Raw genomic sequence first — 16,671 nt, 5'->3', positions numbered from 1 at the left:
AAAGCCTTGGGCAAGTAAGCGTTGCCAGGTGTAGGATAAATATTATGGGTCTGGTGAATAGGGTATATATTCTTTTTAGCTATATAGATGCAACCAATCCAATTGGTTTATCATCTCCTTAGGTATGGAAATAACAATACATTTTGTCAAAAGGCTATCTTTCACATTAGTAGCATTATTTATCTTTATTAATGCAAACGCACAATATGTTTTAACCGGTGTGGTTAAAGATTTCAATCAGCAACCGGTTCCACATTGCTCAGTAGGGATTAAAAATAGTAAAGTAGGTACTGTAGCTGGCGGGGATGGAATGTTTAAACTGGTTATTCCAGACAGTTTAGCAGAAAGCCCTGTAATCTTCAGCGCTATCGGTTTCACCGATCGGCAAATTGGACATCAGGAATTCAAACCCGGAATGGTGGTCAAACTTAACGAGAAGGTTTTTGAGATGGCTGAAGTGCTGATAAAAGGTACTAAAATGAAGGAGCAGATGGTGGGGCAGCGATCCAGACCCATGATCACTTTTTCCAGAATGTTTGATAAAAATGTTCCGAGTATAGAACAAGGCAATATATTTGAAATCTATAATCAGACTATACTTAAAGCCTATAACTTTTATATCATACCTAGCTCAAAGTACGCCTCTATTACTTTAAAACTTAATGTATATACGGTAAAGAATAATATACCGGACAGCAATCTTTTAAGGAAACTCATCACCTTCCGAACCACTTCGGTAGGCTGGCAAAGCATAAATCTTGCACCTTATCATTTAAATTTTGAAGGCCTGGACCGAATTGCCGTAACCCTACAGCTTGTTGATTACGTACCGGATAGCAGTACAAATTTTATTTTTGGTGTGTCAGCAAAAAAAACTTTGGCTAAGGATCTGCTTTTTCGATATCAAAACCAGGGAAACTGGGAAACCAGTTCGGGAACGTTCATTGCTAATCTTGATATTAAGTACGACAAGGATGTAAATAAACCGAAAGTGCAGGAAGATTTATTAGCGGAAAATAGTCCTGATGTTACCTTGTTGGCCAATTACCATCAATATAAACAGGCAAGCTTTAAAAGTGGGTATGGAAGGAATAAAAAGGGTAGTTATGTAGATGTCGGAGATGCGAAAATTTACACCGAACAGTATGGTAAAGGAGAAACTTTGGTACTTCTGCATGGAAATAATGGTAGTATATCTGATTTTTATCGGCAGATACCTTTTTTTGAGCAGCATTTCAGGGTAATTGCTCTCGATACAAGAGGCCAGGGTAGAAGTACAGATTTATCTGTGGAGCCGTATAGTTATGATAAATTTGCTGACGATTTGTATCAGGTGCTTAAGGCATTGGATTTGAAAAAAGTAAATGTTATAGGCTGGAGTGACGGGGGTAATACCGCATTGAGTTTTAATCTGGCGCATCCTGATATGGTCAGCAAGATCGTAACTATAGGGGCCAATCTTGATCCTTCGGGTGTTTCCGATAGTCTGATGGCATCCTTTAAAAATCAATTGCTGGCAAAAAGCCCAGCTCAAAACTCCAGGTTAATTAAACTGATGATAGCACAACCCAATATGCCTCCTATGCAATTGCGGCAAATCGAGAATCCGGTGTTGGTAATTGCAGGAAGCAATGATGTGATTAAAGCTGAACATACCAGGCTTATTGCAGCCAATATTGGTAAATCTCAGTTAGCAATCATACCTGATGCAACACATTATGTGCCATTTGAAAAACCAGGTTACCTGAATAAACTTATTCTTAATTTTCTGATTCCCTTATCAAAGCAGAACAATTAACATCAATAAAAATATAAATTGTCAGGGCGATAAAATTGGTTTTCTCTGGCGATAGTGAAATGAAATTTATGGATAAAAGAAACAGGTCTAATTAGTAAAACCTTTTAAAAAGCCATGAGGGCAGGTATTGTTCAAAATTAATAGTAAATGATCGCAAACTTCGGGTTAAGCAAAATATGTTATAGCGGTAAAATCATGAGAAGGAAAGCTTAAAAAATGTATTTTCCAAAAACATAATTTATTGGATAAGTGTTAGGTGTACGATTTATGAGAAAACACCATACAAACCTAAGTCCTACGCCCTGGCAGCGGCTTGTAGAAATGCTTCATGTAGAGCGCTCTACAATTAATTACATCTTTCTATATGCCGGTTTCATCGGCGTCATCGGCTTATCCCTTCCTTTGGGTACAGCAGCGGTTTTTAACCTGCTTGCCAATGGCTCCATGTACAGTTCAACCTATATTTTAATTGCTGCGATTTTAATTGGAATCGTGGTTGGTGGAATGCTCCTTATGGGGCAACTTTCATTGGTAGAGTATTTGGAACAGAAGATTTTTATCAAAGCGGCCATTGGATTTGCCTACCGTTTGCCCAGGATCAAAAAAAAGGAGTTGGAGGGCGAGGATCCAAGGGAACTGGTGAACCGGTTTTTTGATGTGCTCACCATCCAAAAGGGCCTTACCAAGCTGTTGATAGATATTGTAGCATCAGGGGTACTGATTTTTTTTAGCGCCATACTGCTCTCATTTTACCACCCGGTATTCATTGGTTTTGGAATCTTCACCATCGCCTGTATTGTGGTAATTATTGCCATTTATTACCGAAGGGGAGTAGAAACCAGCATTGAGGAATCAGAGTATAAATATGAGGTTGTGGCTTACCTGGAGAATGTTGCTGATCACCTGGATGCTTATCGTGGACAAAAGCATGAAATGGATAATATCGCCAAAATGACTGATGAAATTACCTCCAGGTATGTAGAAGCCAGAAACGATCATTTTAGTATTCTGAAACGATTGTTTGCCAGCGCCGTAGTTTTACGCACTACCCTGATGGGGGCACTTTTGCTCCTGGGCTCTTATTTTGTTGTTCAAAGAGAGATGACTTTTGGACAATTTGTTGCAGCAGAAGTAATTATTGTACAGATTTCTTATGCCGTTGAAAAGTTGATGACCAGTTTAAATACCGTTTTTGATATGGTAACCGGCAGTGAGAAACTCGCCGTGGTAACCGATATGGAAATAGAGGAAGGAGAAGAGCAGCATGATTAGTCAAACTAAAAAACTGGTGGTAAAGAAAGTGAATGAATACGCAGTGTTATCCAAAGGGCAACTGATTTCTGTTAATGGACCGAAGCTGCTGGGAAGAATAATGATTGGGGTAGCCTTGCTTTTTGTGATCATATTACTACTTCCCTGGAGGCAGACCATATCTGGCCGGGGAACAGTTACCGCCCTTCGCCCTGAAGACAGGCCACAGACCATACAAAATCAAATTGGAGGACGTATTGAGTACTGGGCGGTAACCGAAGGACAACAGGTGAAGAAAGGTGACACCATTTTGGTCCTTTCTGAAACCAGCCAGTCATACTTCAATCCCGAATTGCCCGAACGTTTGGATGAACAGCTTAGTGCCAAAAGGGGGAGTGAGCAGGCAGCCGATCAGAAAATTTCAGCAAGTGATGCCCAGATCAATGCCCTGAACAATGGATTAAAAGTACAGCTTGATGCCGCCCGCAACCGGGTTAAGCAGGCAAAAAATACGGTAACTATTGATAGTGCTGAACTGGTAGCTGTTAAAAACATTTACCAAACCAGTAAAGTAAGGCTGGAGCGATACGAAGTAGGGTATAAAAATGGCCTTTTTTCTTTGACTGATATCGAATCCAGGAGATTAAAGCTTGCAGAAGACAAAGCGAAAGAGGTAGCCCAGGAGAATAAACTCAATAGCGCCAGGCAATCGCTGGCCATTGCCGTTATCGAATTAGATAATATTAAGGTAAAGTATGCACAGTCTTTAGCTTCAGCACAGTCAGACCTTAGCTCTGCGATTTCCGGTAAAGCATCTGTGAGAGAAGAGATATCCAAATTGCGAAATGAAATGAGAAATATCGATATCAGAAGGGGGCTGTACGTCGTGCGTGCACCACAGGATGGTTATATCGTAAAAACATATAAAGCAGGTATTGGAGAAAACATCAAAGAGGGGGAATCTGTGGCAACGCTTCAACCATTAACACCGCTTGTTGCCGCCGAAATTTACGTGGATGCGATGGATGTCCCACTTATTTTAGACAGCAGTAATGTTCGGCTTCAGTTTGAAGGCTGGCCTTCGGTTCAGTTTTCTGGTTGGCCATCAGTTGCGGTGGGTACTTTTGGAGGTAAGGTCTCTGTTATTGATAGGGTAAGTACAAATGGTAAATACCGGATTTTGGTTAGGCAGCTTGATCGGGTACCTAAAGGCGATGAACCATGGCCGATTCAATTACGACAGGGCTCTGGGGTTTATGGTAGGGTTATTCTCCGCTCGGTTCCGGTATGGTATGAAATCTGGCGGCAGCTCAATGGATTTCCACCAAGTTTAGACAAGGCACCGACTGCTGAAAATATCAATAACAAATAAATGAGGACTTACTACGCAAAACATGCTTCCGGGCCAGAATGGCTGGCGACATCATTTAAGCGCAATGTTTTTATCATCTACCTGTCTGTTATGGTTTTCTCCGCATCTGCACAGCAAAAAGGAGATACAGGCGGCCAGGTATTTTCGTTACGCGATCTGCAGGAAATTGTATTTACTGGACATCCGGTTGTTAAACAGGCAGCCTTGCTCCCTAAGGCTTCACAAGCCAAAGTACTACAGGCGTTGGGGAATTTCGATCCCGAGGTGGTGGCTTCTTTCGATAGGAAAATTTTTGGTGGCACTGAATATTATAACCATTGGAACAGCCAGCTCAAGGTTCCGCTTTGGCTGGCGGGTGCCGATTTAAATATTGGTTACGACCGTAATGTAGGTATTTATAATAATCCGGAAACCAGGACCAGCAATACGGGCCTCACAGGTGTGGGTCTCAGTATTCCGCTGGGACAGGGATTGTTGATAGACTCGCGCAGAAATACCCTGCGCCAGGCAAAGATTATGGTAGACTATGCAGAAGCCGATAAAATTTCGCAGATCAATGCCGTATGGCTTTATGCATTAAAAGACTATTGGAACTGGTATTACGCTTTCGAACAGCAACGTTTTACTGCTGAAGGCGTTGATCTTGCAGAAAAAAGATTCCGCGCTTTAAAAGAGCAGGTCCTTATTGGAGATAAGCCACCGATTGATTCTGTAGAGGCATCCATTACGCTTCAAGATCGCAGGGTTCAGCTTCAGGAAGCCACTGTTAAATTAAATAATGCACGGCTTGTACTTTCCAATAATCTATGGTCTGCCGATGGTGTGCCGCAGGAACTTCCTTCGCTTGCTGTACCTGAAAATGTAGCAGATACCAGGGCTTCGGTGAACAATGTTCAACTCGATTCATTAGTAAGCCATGCCACGGAGCAACACCCGGCGTTGTTAAAGATCAAAAGTAAGCAGGCGCAACTAGGCGTTGAGGAACAGTACAGGAAGGAAATGTTAAAACCAAAGCTGAGCGTAAAAGGTGCTTTTTTAGCCGGCCGGAGAGATTTTTCTTATGTAGCAGATAACTATGATTTTCGTTTAGCCAATTATAAGGTCGGTATCGATTTCGCTATCCCTCTGTTTTTGCGAGAGGAGCGTGGTAAGCTTCGTGAGGTGAAAATTAAGCAGGCAGATATGGAATACGGTTTGCAGCAAACGGGTAGGGAGATCCAGACAGCTGTTTTAACCGCATTTAATCAGTACAAAGGCTATCAGGGGCAACTTGAACTGCAAACCCGGAATGTCGCCAGTCAACGCACATTGGTTAATGGGGAACAGCAGAAGTTTGAGCTGGGAGAGAGTAATCTTTTTTTGATTAATGCGAGGGAAACCAAACTCATCGAAATGCAGGTAAAGCGCGCTGAGCTACTCGCTAACCTGCAAAAAGCGATGGCGGAGGTTTATTATCAGGCAGGAAAACGTTTAGAGCGCTAACTACCATCGGTATCACCTTAATCTTTTGGCTCCCAAAGTTGAATTTTATTGCCTTCCGGATCTAAAATATGAACAAATTTACCATAGTCGAATGTCTCAATGTGATCTAAAATGGTCACATTTTCTTTTCTGAGCACTTCAACTAGCTGCTCCAGGTCTTCAACCCGGTAATTGATCATAAAATCCTTTTCTGAGGGCTCGAAATATTTGGTATCTTCAGGAAAGGGATTCCATTGTGTGAGGCCCCTTTTTGTACTGTCTGTTATATCGCGCCACTCGAAACTTGTTCCATATGGTGTGGTGTCGAAACCCAGATGTGTCTTATACCACTGATTAATTGCCTTGGGGTTTCTGCATTTGAAAAATATGCCCCCAATACCGGTTACTCTTTTCATTTTTTGTCGATTGTTGCTAACCATGATACTGGCTGTAAAACCTGAAAGAAAGGATGCCAGTAACATGAGGAGGGTAAATCCCGTTTTTTTTATTTTTATCGTCATTTTACTTAATAATTGATTACTGTTTTAACAGGTATGCCAATATCCAGATCGAAATGATTCCAATTGCATACATTTTCCTTATCTAAAAATACCTCCAGCCCCGGTTGCGCTTCACATTCGTAATTGCTATTGATCAGCCAATTGTCGAAAAGAAAATTGATGCCCGCTCCAACCAATTGGAGATTACCACTAACGCTGGTGAATGCGTATTTACATGGTGGCAAAACTTTCGTTTGGACCGGGCTGTCTGGCCTTACCTTAAAGTCTTTAGGTAGGGTAATGCAGGCCTCGTAAGTATACTTCTTTTTAGGAGTTACCTCTGGATCATCTTTAGACATACCAAAAATAGTCTCCGTTTCGTAAATACCCACTTCCTTTGACCAATCAATCAGTTTGGATAATGCTAAAATTACCACTCCCTGCTTAAAGGCATCAGTCACCCGGATGTATGCAATCTTTCGTTCTTTCATCTGTTTTATCTGTACCGGAAAAAGCTGTTCCAGTTTTTCCTGTGTCAGTTCACAATGATATTCATTTACAGGCTGTAATTCTTTGCAGATCTTGCTGTTTTTTATTTTTCCATCTTTACGATATCGGCCTGGTGAGGTAGCGAAGTATTGTTTAAACTGGCGAGATAACGTTGATGCAGAGGAAAAGCCGCATGCTGATGCGACTTCAGTAATGGATTTTTTGGAAAATTTAAGCAAACGAGCAGCTTGTTCGATACGCATCCTACTGGTAAAAGCATGAACAGTTTCGCCAGTTACGGCAGTGAATGTGCGATGGAAATGGAATGCCGAAAAGCAGGCAACCGATGCCAGTTCTTCCAGTGGTACAACTTTGTCCAGGTTTTGGTTGAGGTAGTCGATTACCTGATTAATCCGTCGCTGGTAAATATCGGTCGATCTGTTCATACCTTTTTATACAGTTTATAATCCGCAGATAAATCCTATCCTTCATATTGATTAAATGCGATTTCCTCATAAAGTAAAATTTTTTTAAAATGCTTTTTACCGTAAAAAAATAAGTTATTAACTAACAGATAATTAGCTAATTTATAAAAACAATTTAGCCAAAAACTAATTATATGAGCATGAGCAAAAAAACTTTACCTAAATTTTTGAGCAGCCTGTTGATGCTTTTACCCTTATTGATCCTATTTGAGGCCTGTAATAAACCTAAATCTAAAACTGGCGCTGAACTAACCAGGATTACCGGCAATAAATTATATAAGGATCTTGATGCTGAGGTATTGAGCAATAAGTTTAAAGCTGCATTAAGCAAAAGGCGGAAATCGATGTCTAATCCTAAATTTACACAGGAAATTTATAAGCAGGCAGACTACCAGCCGGTTTTAATTGATAAATTTCTACCTGATAGCGGTCTGATGAATGCCTTTAAAAAGATTAATTCGGCAAAAGAACATGGCCTTTCGGCCGAAAACTTTCAGGCGGCAAAATTCAATGCCGCATTGGAGAAGATTTACTCGAAAACGGAGGTAAATACGGTTGATAAAGCTTATGAAGCAGTTATTGATCTGGAGCTGATTGCAAGCAGCGCCATTACCGATTATGCTGCAGCCATGCAGTACGGAATCGTGAGCCCCAGAAAAATATTTGCGCAGTTTTATACCAAGGTACTCAGACCAGATTCCCTTTCATTTAAAAAGCCTTATCAAACCAGTAACATAACCACCTTTCTGGATAGTATTCAGCCGAGTTCCGAAGCATATAAAATGTTACAAACTGCCCTGAATCAAAACATTACGGCTCCCGGGCATACTGCTGCAGAAACCAGGCGAATTATTGAGGTCAACATGGAACGCCTGAGATGGCATACAGCTGAACAGGAAGATAAATATGTCTGGGTAAATATTCCGGCTTTTGAACTGCAGGTAATTGAAAAACAAAAACCGGTTTTGAGCATGAAAGTTTGCGTAGGGGAAGGACGTAATACGGGGCAGGTAACCTCATTGATGGAGTATGATGAAAACGACCTGAAAAAAGACCGCGCATTTAACCGCGAAACCCCACAACTAAAGAGTATGATCCATAGTGTACAGGTTAATCCGGTCTGGAATATCCCTGAAAGTATAGCCAGTAATGAAATTGCCAGGTACGCTGCCCAAGACCGCTATTATCTGAGCAACAAGAATATTGATGTTTTTTATAAAGGAAAAAAGGTTGAAGATACAGAGACCATTGACTGGTCAGCGCCTGATGCAGGAAAAATCTATACTTTTAAGCAGCAGCCCGGGGCAGACAATTCGCTAGGCAAAATCAAATTTCTGTTTAATAACCAAAGCAGCGTTTACCTCCATGATACACCAGCCAAAGCGGCCTTTAACCTCGCCGTAAGGGCAGTAAGCCATGGTTGTGTAAGGGTAGAAAAGCCATTGGAGCTGGCCCGAGCACTTTTTGGCCCAGGTGATAAATTCAATAAAATAAATGAGGGTATGCAAAGCAAAGATCCAAAAGCGGAAGATATTGCACTTCCGAAAAAGGTTGCCGTATACCTGAGTTATTTTACCTGCTGGAAAGATTCAACAAGTGGTAAGCTTATGTTTGCAAATGATATTTACGGTCAGGATGCAGTACTTTACACCCACCTGAATAAGGCTTAATCCATGTGCATCTGGCCCTGATCAGCATTATTGCTCAGGGCTGGCAGCACAGCCAGTGCAGCATGCTTCTCATCCAGGTAACGTGAAGCATATTTCTCCGCAGTTTTATTGATAAAAAGTACACTGCCTTCACCCATTGCGCTGATCAGTTGATTGGATAATTCAGGACTTACCGCCGGACAGCCCTGACTTCGACCTAAGCGGCCCAAAGCTTCAATTGTACCCTGGCTTACATAAGGTGCGCCATGAATAACAATAGCGCGCATTCTGGCATTATCGTTATAGCCGGCATCCATACCATCCAAACGAAGCGACCTTCCGTGCGTGCCTACATATTCTTCGCCAGTAACATAAAAGCCTATACTGCTGCTGTAAGAGTCATTTCGGTTGGAAAAAGTAACCGTTTCATCATCACCACTGCGCTGGCCATGGGCTACCCAGGTATTTAATATAACTTTCTTTTTAACCAGGTCAAGCACATAAAGCCTTTTCCTCGTACTCTTCTGGTCAAAGTCTGCAATGCTCAACAGCGCATGCTGCGATAATCTGCCAGCTTCCTTTAAATTATAAAATCCGGTAAGTGCTTTTTCAAATACCGGATAAGTCAGACCCGAATCTTTTAAATGAACCTGATTATAAAGTGACCTTGCATAAGCAGTATAACTCGGTTTAATTAAGGTAGAAGCACCTGCAACAATTTTAGGAGGCGCGCTTTTACTATTGCTCATGGCCAATAGGAAAAAACTTAAGGATATAACGATAAAGAAGATGCCCAAAATATATTTTCTCATAGTTAGCTAATTGAAATGTTTAAAGTAGGGCTTTCTGCAATAGGCTGTTTGGATTGTTTGTGTAACAAAAATACAACATTAGCAAGCAATTTGCTAATATAAGGCCAAATGCTGACAATTACATGATGATAATGGTCTGGTTTATAACACGGTTTTTATTTGTGTGTCTCGTCATGCTGCTGATTTCAAAGTTGTTTCTGAAATGGATTTCTTCAAACTTTTTCACCTCCGGACAAGTTAAGATATCATGAATATTTCACTGGTTACGATCGTAAAAAACCGACGCGATGCACTCATCAACATGATCAGCGGCCTGGAGCGTGGCACAGCACAGCCTTCGGAACTTGTCATCATACACATGAACGAGGAACCCTGTCAACTGCCTGCCTGTACTTTTCCGCTCAGGCAGCGTGTGGTTAACAGTATACATCATTTACCACTGGCAGCTGCAAGAAATGCTGCGGTGTCCTTCGCGCGTCATGAGCAGGTAGTATTTCTGGATGCTGACTGTATTCCGGCAAAAGATTTTCTTTCCGGTTACCATAAAGCCTTTACCAGTTCTGATGCACTGATCTCTGGCCGTGTGCGGTATCTTACGGCGCAGGCAATGGAAAAGAAAGACCTTTTCGAACGTATGAGGGAATACAGTATGCCAGATCTCTTACGCGAAAATGTTGACCAATATCCCTATGAACTTTTTTGGTCGCTTAATTTTGGCTGTAGTAAGGGCGTTTTCAGGAAAATCGGTGGATTTGATGAGCTTTTTACGGGATATGGCGCGGAAGATACCGATTTTGCTTTTGCCGCAAAAGCCAGGCAAATACCTATGAATACGATAGATGCCATGGCCTTCCATCAGTATCACCCCAGTTATGATCCGCCTATGAATCACCTTTCAGATATTATCAGCAATGCTAGAACTTTTCAGGAAAAATGGGGAATTTGGCCTATGGAGGGCTGGCTGAATAAGTTTGAACGTGCAGGATTAATCAATTGGTCGGAAGATCATTTGGAATTAAGGCGTATGCCTTCAGCCAGTGAAATTGAAAAAGCGCTGAAATTGACTTAATCATGCTTAAAAATAGAGCGGTGGGTATTTATCAAATAATCTGCAGCGCGTTCGGCTGCATCGCTTCTGATAAACCCAGTCCAGTTGGGACGGCTGGTTAACAAATTTTCCAGAATTTCTTTCCAATTGACATGGAGTATCTCCGCGGCGGAGAGGTGTACAGCCAATGATAGTGCTCCGATAATACGGGCTTTTTCTTCTTGCTCTTTAAAAGGACGTTCTTCGGCTATGGCAATAAAACGTTTATTGAGCGAAGCACATTCCATCACTGTATTATGGCCGGCATTCCCAATAACAATACAACAATCTGCCAGGATAGGCCTGGGATCATTCCATCTACCGTGGAAATGCAGGTTATGAACAGGATTTGAATTTTCGCTGTTGCCCACTACATGGAAGGTCCATCCTGGGCATTGCCCTGAAAGATGGTTTAAAAATTCGTGATCTATACTTGTGCCGCCACTGCCAATCAGTACCGCTACCTGTCTTTTGTTTGGATCTGACTGATCCGCACTGGTCGCAAATCGGCTAAGTCCACCTGTATAAAAAGTTTTCTCGTTGATCCATGCTGGCACTTGTCCAGCCATCCGCACATCAAAAGGCGCTAACAATCCAACGGCATTGTGGTAACAGATTTGATGTGGTAAATCGTCTCGCAAACCATGTTGCCTGATGACGATAGCAGGTACGCCACAGAGCCCCGATAGCATGGCAATTTCAACTGAAACGTCGACGACAAATAGCAATTTGGGGTGGCTGGCCAGAAAGCTGGTTATGATATTTACCCGCTGAAGCTGCCCACTAACATTAAGTGGTGCATAATGCAATCCCTCCAGACTTTGATCCAGGAAATCATGATCCTGTTCGTTAGGGGTGTCCATCGGTAAAAAAATGAGATCAATTGAGTTTGGGATCAGCGACTTTTGTGCTTCGAGCCCACTCCCCAAAAAGGTTATATGGCAATTTTTCAGGGCAGATGCAATGGCCAAACACCTCATTAAATGGCCGGAACCATGATGATGAACGTAAAAAGCAAATTCCATATTAAACTAGTTGGCCAACGGTTTCCATCAATAGCAATTCATAAGCATCCATCATCCTTTCAATATCCAGGTTTTCTTCTGCGTGACGGCGGCAGGCACCGCGATCCATCTTTACAGCTACTGACACACAATTTGCAAGATCTGCAGGGTCATTGCTGCTGGTTAGGCAACCCGTTCCGCTATTGATCAGGTAGGGCAATGCGCCTCGAGAGATGCCCGCAACGGGTGTGCCACAGGCGAGGGTTTCAGCAACTACAAGACCAAAAGGTTCATCCCAGCAAGGAGTAATCAACGCGCATTTGGCATTACCTATTAATTCATTCAGTGTTTCATGACTGCAGTTTCCAAGCATTTCTACGCCTTCGCCGATCAGCGGTTCAACATAAGTCTGGAAATAGTGTTTATCGGCAATACTACCAGCCACTTTAATCGGATAGCCCGCCAGTTTAGCGGCTTGTATCGCTATGTGTGTTCCTTTATCCGGATGAATCCTTCCAAACCAGATCAGGTAATCACCAGCGGGTTGAGCATGAAATTTCCATAATGAAATATCCACACCATTACAAATCACGTCACAATGATTCAGGAAAGGTTTCCAGGCAAGCGCATTAGGTTTTGAAACACTTACGTACCGAATGCGCCCTGTTTTACGCTCTTGTAACATTGCACGTTTCATTTCGAAGATAGGAGGGGTATGTAGCACGGTAACCATGGGCGTTGCCGTAATGGTTGACATGGTAAGTGGTACATAATTCAGGCTATTGTTGAAGATCACGTCATGTTTACGGCCATCAATATCCTGCATCAGTTCTAAATAAGCATGATGAGTGGAAATAAAGTCTTCGCTAAGCTCGTGAGACCTGAATCTGCTTAGCGTTTCCCTGTCATAATCCACATCAGTGAGTATAACATTAACATTAAGATCAGGATCGCTCAGTTCACTTGCATACAAGGTAACGGTATGTCCCCTGGAAATAAGTCTTTTGGTAACTTCATAAGTGAAAGCCTCCAGTCCGCCCATATATGGCTTACGGATGGGATGTTTTAGATGCGCTATTATTCCGATATTCATTGGTATTTTTAAAGGTGTTACCATAACAACTGGATAAAACGGCGAAAGTTTTGAGTAATTCTTCTGCCAAATCTTTTTGTATTATTTCCCGTATTTAACCCGAAGCAATTTACTAATGATGATATACATCAACATCTTTATGCTTAGCGGTTTGGATGGTATGGGTAACGCGCTGAGCTGCTTATTCAATGGTCTGTAATATTGTTTGAAACCATTTGCTGAAAGCCAGTGTTTAAAAAATGATGCAAGAGGAGCAGAGAATAGCGGAACGTATATTAATGGTAGCCGGGCAGCGTGGGGCCGGTAAAAGTACCTGTCCGTCCGAAATTGCCAGGATGCTTTTTCCAAACGATTGGCGGAAAAAGATGGGGGCCATTATGCAAGTAGCAACTAACCTAAGTATCGATGGCAGAATTTCGATCACCCAGAAAGGTAAGGCGGTAGATGTGGAAAAGATTAAGGGACCTGTGCGGATCAAACAATGCACTTTAAGCAGATAATTTAATTGTTTTGATTTTGCTAAAACTAAATGGCATCCAACTGGTTATAATGATACACATGGAATGATGATGAAAAAGAAAATAATGGTTTTGGAAGACGATCTTGATATCAGAGAGATTATAGGATTGCTGTTGGATGAAGAGAATTACGAAGTTAAATTATACCCTGACATCAGGAGTTTTAGAAAGGATTTACTTTTTACTTCTCCAAGCCTGATGATTTTAGATGTTCGCCTGCCCGATGGTAATGGCCACGATCTGTGCAGGGAAGTGAAAAATGACCAGCGAACCCTGGGCGTTCCGGTTTTGATGATGTCAGCTCATTCCTCTGTAACGGAGGTTAATAAAAAATGCCTTCCTGATGATTTTATTGCAAAACCTTTCAATATAGACGATTTTGTTGCCAGGGTGAATGCCGTGGTAAACTGATAACTTAATTATTACTCGAACTTAATTTTATTTTGGCACTTTAAACCAGCATGCTGTTAAAGTGCTCGTCAGGAAGCAAAATATGATAATTAAACAGTTCGGCGGGTTTAATGCTGCCTGCTGTTCATTTGCTCCAGCTGAAGTACTTTTTTAAACATCGGATCGCTGTGATACAAAAAATCTCGGCCATATATCGGTTTTTCTGTGGTAACTCTTTCTTTTAATTCTTTGATTGTATAGGCTACCGGATATTCCACATGGTTCTGAAAGGCATCTGCTGCTTTTGTTGCACCGGTAAAATCGATCTGAGGCTCAATCCTAAAAATAATCTTACTGTAGGGTAACTGAAGAATGGAAGGATTCGTTTGCAGACCGCCTAATAAATCAGGGGTTTCCCCGATACTGACGAGCTGATCGTTTTTACTGGCGAGATTAGAAAGATTGGAAGCTGAAGAATAGATAAAACGGTCTTGCAGGAGATATACTTTTCCTCTAAATCCTGCATTCAGACTATCTGGCGTTACAAATTTAAAGTTAGGGACAGAGATAAAATACATATCCGGCGCTTTCAATGCAGCTACTTTTACTTCAAATGAAAAGCCTTTTTTATTCTTTACAGAATCGGTATTTACTTTAAACTGCCTTTGGTTGTAAGGACTAAAATTTCTTCCTACAACAACATCCTGCTTTAAGGTGTCGTTCATTATTTTTCCTAAAAAATTAGCGTAGGTATTATCACTGCCGCCGCCATTACCTCTTATATCCAGTACAATGGCTTTAACCGGATTTCCGGCGGTTAGCTGGCTAAATTTTTTCGCTAATGAATCACCATAAGCTTCAATCATTAAGGGCATCCGGGCATAAAAAATGTTCTCCCGTTCAAAATAATGTGTTGTGAGTGGCTCTTTTTCACCATTATAACCAAACGGATGTACGATTTTCTGCGTAAACTGCAGGGTATCTTTATACCCAACAATCAGCTGATGTTTCTGCGCACTGCCATCTTCAAAAACCAATTTCAGCTGGCCCTGATTAAAAACCTGTACAGGTTGATAGAAGCGTTCATGATAAACCCGATTGTTTGGTCTGTCCCATCTTAAGGGCGATATTGTTGTAATCTCTTTGCCCACAAATTGGTGTACCGGCACATCATTACAATACAATACTTTCATCCCGGCAGGGTAGTTCTGACCTTTGTAACTAAAGGGTAAAAGGTTATAATATTCACCATTTGTATATGCCAGATTCAGATTGAGCCTGGCCGAAAAGTTTTTATTTGCATAGTTTTCATATTGGTAACCATAGCTGATCGCACTGGTATCGATATTTGTTACCAAACCATTGGGAATCCAGTTACTTTTCATGATATCCAGTTGCCAGCTTCCCAATCTGTTCGAGTGCCCGTCCTGGGCAGCATTAAACGTTTGTTCAACAATAAAGAGGTAGGCACCCATGCCCATTCCCGGTTTAATCTGTTTCCTCAATTGCCTGGCATAACGATCAAAATGAATTTGCCTGACTTCCTGATTAAAATAAATGATCGGACTAACTTGTCTGAAAAAAGAAATTAAAGAATCATGATCGGCCAGCATTTGCTGATATGTTAACTGTGGAACACCATCGGAAGATGAAGAAAAATCAGCTGAAAATTGTTTTTGTTTTAAAGCACAGGAAGTGAAACTAATGAACAAAAGAATGTATAGGTATCGCATGGAATAGGAATTTCCACAAAGGAAGAGGATTGCAGGCAAAAGAAATTGTAAAAATCATTCACCTGATTTTTCCTGGTAAATCCACGCCAGAGATTGTTGCTGTACAGACACGGCATGAAGCAATTTTTTAGGAGAATAACCTGTAAAGGTTTTAAAATCTTTAATGAAATGAGCCTGATCATAATAATGATGACGTAACGCGACGGTGGTGAGTAGATCTGGTGTAGTCATCAGATCTTTTAATGCTTTCCTAAAACGGAAGGTTTTAAGGTATTTTTGAGGATTTTGTCCCAAACTGGTTTTAAAAAGCCTGAAGAGTGTAGTATCACTACATCCAAGTTTTTCGCAGAGCATTTCTACGCTTATATTCTGGTTGTCTGTATGAGCTATCGACAAATAGTAAAGTGCTTCCTGGATTTTCGATACGCGATGTTCTTCCAGTTGATCCAGCAACAATCTTTCAAGCTGCCTGGCTTGTTGTGTAGGATGAGGCTCCTCGAATAATTTTTCGAGAAAATACTTGTCTTTTGGTTTAAACAATTGTTCAAATACCTGGTCGGTACAGTGCATTTCATCAAAATCTAACCGGGTAAAAGCTTTTAAAGCCGCAGGGTAGAAGATCACACAAATCTGATCCAGTTCCTGCTGAATATCCACCTGGAAAGGCATGTTGTGAAAGCCATAGATCCGGCTGGTAAATTCTTGCCTGCCCGCTTTAATGAGGCAATGATTCACTTTTTCATCATGCTGATAGTCGACATGATTATGCCGATAGATCGCCAGACACAAGTTATTGTTAGGAAAGGTAGTATATTGAACCGGTACACCATCTTTTTTGTGCAGAAAAAGAAAATATTCAATATACTGCTTTAACACGATATTTTCAGGTTTTAAGATGGTGGTTTTCAATAGATTTTTCTCCATATTTCTGCAGGCTTGCGCTATAAATCTTTCATAAGGGAAATTTGTCGCGGCTAAATTATTAAATTAAGTTTAACTGGATTTACTTTAAAGCATTTGTTTAGCGAA

At 41.3% G+C, this 16,671-nt stretch carries 15 protein-coding genes; 8 read left to right on the top strand and 7 right to left on the bottom strand.

Going from position 1 to position 16,671, the window contains the following annotated elements:
* Positions 1-124: 124 nt before the first annotated feature.
* The 4 genes from ABEG20_RS09380 (at position 125) to ABEG20_RS09365 (ending at position 5,903) form a co-directional block, all read left to right on the top strand.
* Positions 125-1,798: an alpha/beta fold hydrolase gene (locus ABEG20_RS09380; protein ID WP_406827112.1), complete on the top strand. Its 1,674-nt coding sequence runs from the start codon at positions 125-127 to the stop codon at positions 1,796-1,798.
* Between the two features lie 267 nt (positions 1,799-2,065).
* On the top strand, positions 2,066-3,070 hold the full coding sequence (locus ABEG20_RS09375; protein ID WP_406827111.1) for an ABC transporter ATP-binding protein: 1,005 nt from the start codon (positions 2,066-2,068) through the stop codon (positions 3,068-3,070).
* Positions 3,071-3,098: 28 nt separating this feature from the next.
* Positions 3,099-4,421 carry an HlyD family secretion protein gene (locus ABEG20_RS09370; protein ID WP_406827110.1) on the top strand — a complete coding sequence of 441 codons (1,323 nt, stop codon included), beginning with the start codon at positions 3,099-3,101 and terminating at the stop codon, positions 4,419-4,421.
* A complete protein-coding gene (locus ABEG20_RS09365; RefSeq protein ID WP_406827109.1) occupies positions 4,422-5,903 on the top strand; it encodes a TolC family protein in 1,482 nt (493 codons plus the stop codon).
* A gap of 17 nt (positions 5,904-5,920) precedes the next feature.
* Here the strand turns inward: ABEG20_RS09365 and ABEG20_RS09360 are convergent, their stop codons facing one another.
* Together ABEG20_RS09360 and ABEG20_RS09355 are read right to left on the bottom strand one after the other, a co-directional pair.
* Entirely contained in the window at positions 5,921-6,298 is a 378-nt protein-coding gene (locus tag ABEG20_RS09360; RefSeq protein WP_406827108.1) for a VOC family protein, read from the bottom strand.
* Positions 6,299-6,408: 110 nt separating this feature from the next.
* Positions 6,409-7,317: a GyrI-like domain-containing protein gene (locus tag ABEG20_RS09355; protein WP_406827107.1), complete on the bottom strand. Its 909-nt coding sequence runs from the start codon at positions 7,315-7,317 to the stop codon at positions 6,409-6,411.
* 179 nt (positions 7,318-7,496) lie between these two features.
* Here ABEG20_RS09355 and ABEG20_RS09350 point away from each other — a divergent pair, with 179 nt between their 5' ends.
* Positions 7,497-9,026 carry a L,D-transpeptidase family protein gene (locus ABEG20_RS09350; RefSeq protein WP_406827106.1) on the top strand — a complete coding sequence of 510 codons (1,530 nt, stop codon included), beginning with the start codon at positions 7,497-7,499 and terminating at the stop codon, positions 9,024-9,026.
* Here ABEG20_RS09350 and ABEG20_RS09345 read toward each other — a convergent pair.
* On the bottom strand, positions 9,023-9,817 hold the full coding sequence (locus ABEG20_RS09345; RefSeq protein ID WP_406827105.1) for a murein L,D-transpeptidase catalytic domain family protein: 795 nt from the start codon (positions 9,815-9,817) through the stop codon (positions 9,023-9,025). The genes ABEG20_RS09350 and ABEG20_RS09345 overlap by 4 nt on opposite strands.
* A 247-nt stretch (positions 9,818-10,064) precedes the next feature.
* On the opposite strand from ABEG20_RS09345, the gene ABEG20_RS09340 reads away from it, so the two are divergent.
* Positions 10,065-10,886, top strand: coding sequence for a glycosyltransferase family 2 protein (locus tag ABEG20_RS09340; protein WP_406827104.1), 822 nt, complete (start codon positions 10,065-10,067; stop codon positions 10,884-10,886).
* Here ABEG20_RS09340 and ABEG20_RS09335 read toward each other — a convergent pair.
* Both ABEG20_RS09335 and ABEG20_RS09330 read right to left on the bottom strand, forming a co-directional pair.
* Positions 10,883-11,929, bottom strand: coding sequence for a glycosyltransferase (locus ABEG20_RS09335; protein WP_406827103.1), 1,047 nt, complete (start codon positions 11,927-11,929; stop codon positions 10,883-10,885). The two genes, ABEG20_RS09340 and ABEG20_RS09335, sit on opposite strands and share 4 nt — an antisense overlap.
* 1 nt (position 11,930) lies before the next feature.
* Complete coding sequence (locus tag ABEG20_RS09330) at positions 11,931-13,001, bottom strand: glycosyltransferase family 4 protein (protein WP_406827102.1); 1,071 nt, start codon at positions 12,999-13,001, stop codon at positions 11,931-11,933.
* Between the two features lie 239 nt (positions 13,002-13,240).
* Here ABEG20_RS09330 and ABEG20_RS09325 point away from each other — a divergent pair, with 239 nt between their 5' ends.
* Both ABEG20_RS09325 and ABEG20_RS09320 read left to right on the top strand, forming a co-directional pair.
* A complete protein-coding gene (locus ABEG20_RS09325; protein ID WP_406827101.1) occupies positions 13,241-13,501 on the top strand; it encodes a DUF3253 domain-containing protein in 261 nt (86 codons plus the stop codon).
* 69 nt (positions 13,502-13,570) lie between these two features.
* A complete protein-coding gene (locus tag ABEG20_RS09320; RefSeq protein ID WP_406827100.1) occupies positions 13,571-13,930 on the top strand; it encodes a response regulator transcription factor in 360 nt (119 codons plus the stop codon).
* A 107-nt stretch (positions 13,931-14,037) separates the two neighbouring features.
* Here ABEG20_RS09320 and ABEG20_RS09315 read toward each other — a convergent pair whose 3' ends face one another.
* Positions 14,038-15,642, bottom strand: a complete 1,605-nt coding sequence (locus tag ABEG20_RS09315) for a S41 family peptidase (RefSeq protein WP_406827099.1) — start codon at positions 15,640-15,642, stop codon at positions 14,038-14,040.
* Positions 15,643-15,696: 54 nt separating this feature from the next.
* A complete protein-coding gene (locus tag ABEG20_RS09310) occupies positions 15,697-16,566 on the bottom strand; it encodes a helix-turn-helix domain-containing protein (RefSeq protein ID WP_406827098.1) in 870 nt (289 codons plus the stop codon).
* Positions 16,567-16,671 lie beyond the last annotated feature (105 nt).

Source organism: Pedobacter sp. KACC 23697, assembly GCF_045348445.1.
Classification (GTDB): domain Bacteria; phylum Bacteroidota; class Bacteroidia; order Sphingobacteriales; family Sphingobacteriaceae; genus Pedobacter.
The sequence above is the reverse complement of the archived record's forward strand: the minus strand, read 5'-3'. Positions and strand labels throughout refer to the sequence as shown.